The organism is Micromonospora sp. KC207 (assembly GCF_004348615.1).
Taxonomy (GTDB): Bacteria; Actinomycetota; Actinomycetes; order Mycobacteriales; family Micromonosporaceae; genus Micromonospora.
Genome location: NZ_SMKJ01000393.1, coordinates 1 through 4,902 on the forward strand (window position 1 = coordinate 1; position 4,902 = coordinate 4,902).

A 4,902-nucleotide genomic window follows, 5' to 3' on the forward strand; every position below is an offset into this window, starting at 1 on the left:
GCCCACCGGGGCGAAGCCCGGCAGCCAGCGCTCCAGGATCGAGCGGTACGGCGCCTTCGCCTGCAGTTGGCAGAGCACCCCGATCGAGCCGAGCGTGACCCGGTGGATCAGCAGGTACGACGGCGGCAGGTTGAGCTGCCGGCTGAGCTGGTACGCCGGCGAGCGCGGGCTGGCCAGGCGGGTCGCCTCGGCCCGGAGCCAGGCCCGGGTGAACCGGAACTCCTCGTCGGCCACCGGGTCCAGCATGGGCCGGATGAAGTCGAGCACGGCCTGGGCGTCGATCGGCTCGGTGGGGCTGACGAAGCCCTCCTCGCGCAGCCCATCGACCACCGCGTCCGCCTCGCCGCGCAGCGCCAGCCCGGCCAGCCGACCGATCGGCTCGGGCGTACCCTCCGGCATCCGGGCCACCGCGCCGAAGTCGATCACGCCGAGCCGGCCGTCCGGCAGCAGCCGGAAGTTCCCCGGGTGCGGGTCGGCGTGCAGCAGGCCGGCCCGGGCCGGCGCGGACAGGTGCAGGATCGCCATGAGCCGGCCGGCCTCGTCGCGCTGCTCCTCGCTGCCCTCCCGAATGATCTCGGCGAGCGGGGTGCCCTCGATCCACTCGGTGACCAGCACCCGGGGGGTGGCCGTGAGCACCGCCGGAATGAAGATCTCGGCGTCGCCCGCGTACGCGACGGCGAAGGCGCGCTGGGACTCGGCCTCCAGCTCGTAGTCCAGCTCCTCGGTGATCCGCTCCCGTAGCTCGACCAGCAGCGGCTTGACGTCCAGCCCCGGCTGGATCGCCCGGAGCATGCCGCTCAGCCGGGAGAGCTGCTTGAGGTCGGCGAGCAGCGCGTCCCCGGCCCCCGGATACTGGATCTTGACGGCCACGTCGTGGGGCGCGCCGCCGTCCGGGTCCCGCCACTGGGCCCGGTGCACCTGGCCGATGCTGGCCGCGGCGGCGGGGGTGTCGTCGAAGGAGACGAAGCGCTCCCGCCAGGCCGGGCCGAGCTGCTCGGCGAGCACCTTGTGCACCGTGGCCGCTGGCAGCGGCGGGGCGGCCTCCTGGAGCTTGGTGAGGGCCTGCCGGTAGGGGGCGGCGATCTCTTCGGGCAGGGCCGCCTCGAAGACCGACAGCGCCTGGCCGAACTTCATCGCCCCGCCCTTGAGCTGGCCCAGCACGCTGAACAGCTGCTCGGCGGTGCGTTGCTGGATTTCGGCGGAGATCACGTCGGACGCCAGCCCGGTGACGCGCTTGCCCATGCCGAGGACGGTCCGGCCGGCGAAGCCGAGCGGCAGGGCGGCGAGCTTGGCGGTCCGGGACATGGCCCGGCGCGGGATGTCGGTCACCCGGCCATTGTTACCGACTCGACGGCCCCGCGGCTGCTTCGCTGCCGGGCCGGGGTCGCCCACCCCCGGATCGTGGCCGCTCGGCGGGTCGAGCCGGTCGCCACCGGGGCCGGCTCGTTCCCGGCCGGCGGGCCGCTCAGCGGGTCGGGCCGGTTGCCCACTCGGGCCGTTTCGTCCCTGGTTGACGGGGGCCGGTCGGCGGATCTGGCCGGCGCGTCGGCATGGCGGGTGGGGTGGCCGGATCCGTGGTGGTTCAGTGGGTTGGCCCGGCGCAGCGGCACGACGGGTGCGGCGGCCAGGTCCGCCGGCGTAGCCGACCGGGGCCGGCGATCTCCACGGCGCAGCCGAGAGTCTCCGGGGTGCCGCCGTCGAGGTGGGCCAGCGCCTCCGCGGTGGCGTAACCCGCTGCGGCGAGCAGGATCGCCGCGCCGCAGGTCTGGTCCGGGGCGTCGGTGGCGAGCTGGGCGGCGAGCGCCGGCCAGCCCGGGTCCCGGTCGGTCCGGTGCAGGTCGACGCAGCGCAGGCAGGGCCCGGACGGCGGGCGGACCAGCGGCCCGACCGTGGGCACCCCCTCGCGCAGGGTGAGCAGCAGGTGCGGCTGGCGGCGCTGGGTGAACCCGGCCGCGACCAGCGCCGCCGGCCGGTCGAGGCCGAGCTGGAGCACGAGGGCGGGCCGGCCGCCGCGCAGCGGGCGGGTGGCGGTGCCGGGGGCGACCCGGTCCACCGCGTCGCGCACGGCGGCGGCGAGCGGCCGGCCCAGGTCGGTGGCGGCGAGGCCGGTGCCCACCAGGTCGGCCGGGCACACCGGCCCGGTCAGGTCCGGGTGCACGTGCCCGACCCCGGCCTGGGCGAGCGCGACGGCGACCGCCGCGCCGAGCCGGCCACCGCCGGTGACCAGCACCCGCGCGCCCCGACGTCGCCGCAGCACCTGGGCGGGCGTGCCGGGCAGCGCGGGCGCGGCCAGGGCCAGTGCCGCGGCCTCCGCGGTGAGTCGCCGCCGCGCCGGGCCGGCGAGGTCGCTGGGGAGCAGCGTGTGCGCGGGTACGACCAGCCCGGCGGCGCGCAGCGCGTCGACGAGCCCGCGCGCCTCGTCCCGTGGCACATCGGCCCCGGCGGCGTGGGCGAGGACGAGGCGTTCGCTGCGGGTGCCGTCGAGCAGGTCCAGCACCCGGACGGCGCGCGGGTTGGCCACCTCGACGAGGACGGCCCGGCCTGGCTCCAGCCCGAGCTGGAGGGTGTGCCGGTCCCGCCACAGGCGGGTCAGGCCGGGCAGCAGGGTGGGCCGAGGCAGCGGGTCACGGGTCATGACGACGAATCGTGACCGAATCCCTGCTTTCCGTCGATCGTTGTCCACAGGTGCGCACCGCCTTACGCAGGGTTATCCACAGCGAGCGGCGGGTTATCCACAGCCGGCCGATAGTCGTGTCGGTAACCCGACATCATCGGGCCCCTGGGTAGCGACTGCCCGGCAAGGGCGAGGGGGAGGGCGACCAGTGGCCGCCCTCCCCCGGTGCTGGACCCGTGCGGGTCAGACCTTTGCCTTGCCCAGGATGCGGTTCACTGTTGTGCCGCACACCGGGCACTTGCCCTTGGCCATGTTCATCCCGGTCTTCGAAACTTCGATGTGCCCCTCGAAGTCCCGCTTCTCCTTGCACTTGACGCAGTAACCGTTGTAAGTCTGGGCCTGGTCGGCCACGGTGCCCTCCTCGTCTCGTCCGCCGGTCAATCCGGTCCCGGCGGGTTGCCCGGCGGCGGGCCGCGTGGGGCGCCGGCGCTGGGACTTTTTCCGCGGTCACCCTCGTGACCGCTGGTCCGCGGACCCTACCCAGGTCTGGGTGGTTCCATGTCAGCTGTGCTTCGACACTGTGAGCAAGTCGACGTCGAGAGTGTGCATGCCGAGTTAGGTCGGATAAGTCAGTTTCGCGGGGACACGCCGGGTGAACCCACTCAAGTCGCCCGGGAGGTGCCCCCGGCCGGCGGCCGGGGGCGTGATCACATACGGTGGGAGGGAGTCGCGCCCGCCCCGTCACGGCCACCACGAGCCGTGACGGAGCCCTTTCGTGACAGTCCGCAAGGATTTTTTTCGGGACTCCTGGTCATCAACCATGACTTTCCGGGCGCGTGTCGTGGTGTTGACTCTTGCGGACCCCTGGTCAGTACCCATTAGCTTTCCTTCGTGACAGCAATCCGAGGCTGCGCGGTCCGCTGATGGCAGGGGCGCGGAAGCCGGTAGTCGAGGTGCGGCGCAGCCAGCGCCGGCGACGCACGGTGTCCGCCTACCGCGACGGCGAGCGGGTCGTGGTGTTGATCCCCGACCAGTTCTCCCGGGCCGAGGAGACCGAGTGGGTCGACCGGATGCTGGCCCGGTTGGAGGCCCGCGAGGGGCGGCTGGTTCGCTCCGACGACGAGCTGTTCGGTCGCGCCACCCGGCTGCGCGGCCTCTACCTCGCCGAATACGGCGACCAGGCGGTCCCGGTGAGCGTCCGCTGGGTGACCAACCAGAACGGCCGGTGGGGCTCCTGCACCCCGGCCGACCGCACCATCCGCATTTCGCACCGCATCCAGGACATGCCCGACTGGGTGATCGACTACGTGCTGCTGCACGAGTTGGCCCACCTCATCGTGCCCAGCCACAACGCCCGGTTCTGGGCGCTGGTCGGGCGCTACCCGAAGGCCGAACGCGCCCGCGGGTACCTGGAGGGCGTCGCCGCGGCCTCCGGCGCCCCCTTGGGCGACTGACCGCGCCGTCCTCGTCTCGCGCCGCCTCGACCCCGTCTGGCCTCGCCCCGGCCGCGTGATCAACTCCATGTCGGCGACATCGCGCCAACCCGCCCGCTGCAATCCCGCCATGCCGGCGACATGGCGCCTGCGGGTCGTCCGGGTCCTCCCGGCGCTCGCCCCGCCCGCTCTCCCATGCCGACCTGCATGCCAGGCATCGACCCCCGACATCGGCCTCGTCTAGGGTCGTGGCGTGGCTCGACGTGTGGTGGTGGCGTTGCTCGGCCCGGTGGCGTGGACGCCCCCGGGGATCGACCCGGCGGCCTGGCGGGCTGCGCTCGCCGAGGACGTGGTGGACCTGCTCGCCACCCTCCAGGAGGTCGAGACCGCGATCGCGGCCGTCCCGGCGGACCGCGCCCTGGCCGAGTCCGTCGTCTGGCCCGGCATGGCCGTGTACGAGGTGCCCGCCGCCACCGGCACTGCCGTCCTCGGCGCGTTGACCGGGTACGACCAGGGGGCCGTCGTCGCCGCCGACGCCCCGGACCTGCCCGGCCTGACCATCGGCAAGCTGCTCCGTCCGCTGACCACCCGGCCGGTGGCCCTCGCCCCGGTCGAGGACGCCGGCCCCGGCCTGCTCGGCGTCGCGTCCCGGTTGCCGGTGCCGGAGTGGCTCCCGGAGGTCGACTTGGACGCCACGCACGCGGCCGAGGTGCGCCGCGCCGCCCCCCGACCCGGGGACGTGGCCGTCACCGCCGCCTGGCGGCGGCTGCGCGGCCCGGCCGACCTGGCCGCCCTCGACCCCGCCGTCGAGGGCTGGGAAACCACCCGCGCCCTCCTCTCCGGCCACCGCTGACC

The 4,902-nt window shown here is 74.6% G+C and carries 5 protein-coding genes; 2 read left to right on the plus strand and 3 right to left on the minus strand.

The features are described from left to right. From E1258_RS29875 to E1258_RS33680, 3 genes are all read right to left on the minus strand, one after another. A partial coding sequence (locus E1258_RS29875; RefSeq protein WP_132406993.1) for an AarF/ABC1/UbiB kinase family protein occupies nucleotides 1-1,329 on the minus strand: 1,329 nt, incomplete at its 3' end. A 253-nt stretch (nucleotides 1,330-1,582) separates the two neighbouring features. Beyond that, a complete protein-coding gene (locus E1258_RS29880; RefSeq protein WP_132406995.1) occupies nucleotides 1,583-2,635 on the minus strand; it encodes a hypothetical protein in 1,053 nt (350 codons plus the stop codon). A 222-nt stretch (nucleotides 2,636-2,857) separates the two neighbouring features. Beyond that, nucleotides 2,858-3,025 carry a DUF5679 domain-containing protein gene (locus E1258_RS33680; RefSeq protein ID WP_007072829.1) on the minus strand — a complete coding sequence of 56 codons (168 nt, stop codon included), beginning with the start codon at nucleotides 3,023-3,025 and terminating at the stop codon, nucleotides 2,858-2,860. Between the two features lie 512 nt (nucleotides 3,026-3,537). Between E1258_RS33680 and E1258_RS29885 the strand changes: the two genes are divergently transcribed. Both E1258_RS29885 and E1258_RS29890 read left to right on the plus strand, forming a co-directional pair. Next, entirely contained in the window at nucleotides 3,538-4,068 is a 531-nt protein-coding gene (locus E1258_RS29885; RefSeq protein ID WP_132406997.1) for a M48 family metallopeptidase, read from the plus strand. A 232-nt stretch (nucleotides 4,069-4,300) separates the two neighbouring features. Next, nucleotides 4,301-4,900 carry a hypothetical protein gene (locus tag E1258_RS29890; RefSeq protein ID WP_007072827.1) on the plus strand — a complete coding sequence of 200 codons (600 nt, stop codon included), beginning with the start codon at nucleotides 4,301-4,303 and terminating at the stop codon, nucleotides 4,898-4,900. Nucleotides 4,901-4,902: the final 2 nt, after the last annotated feature.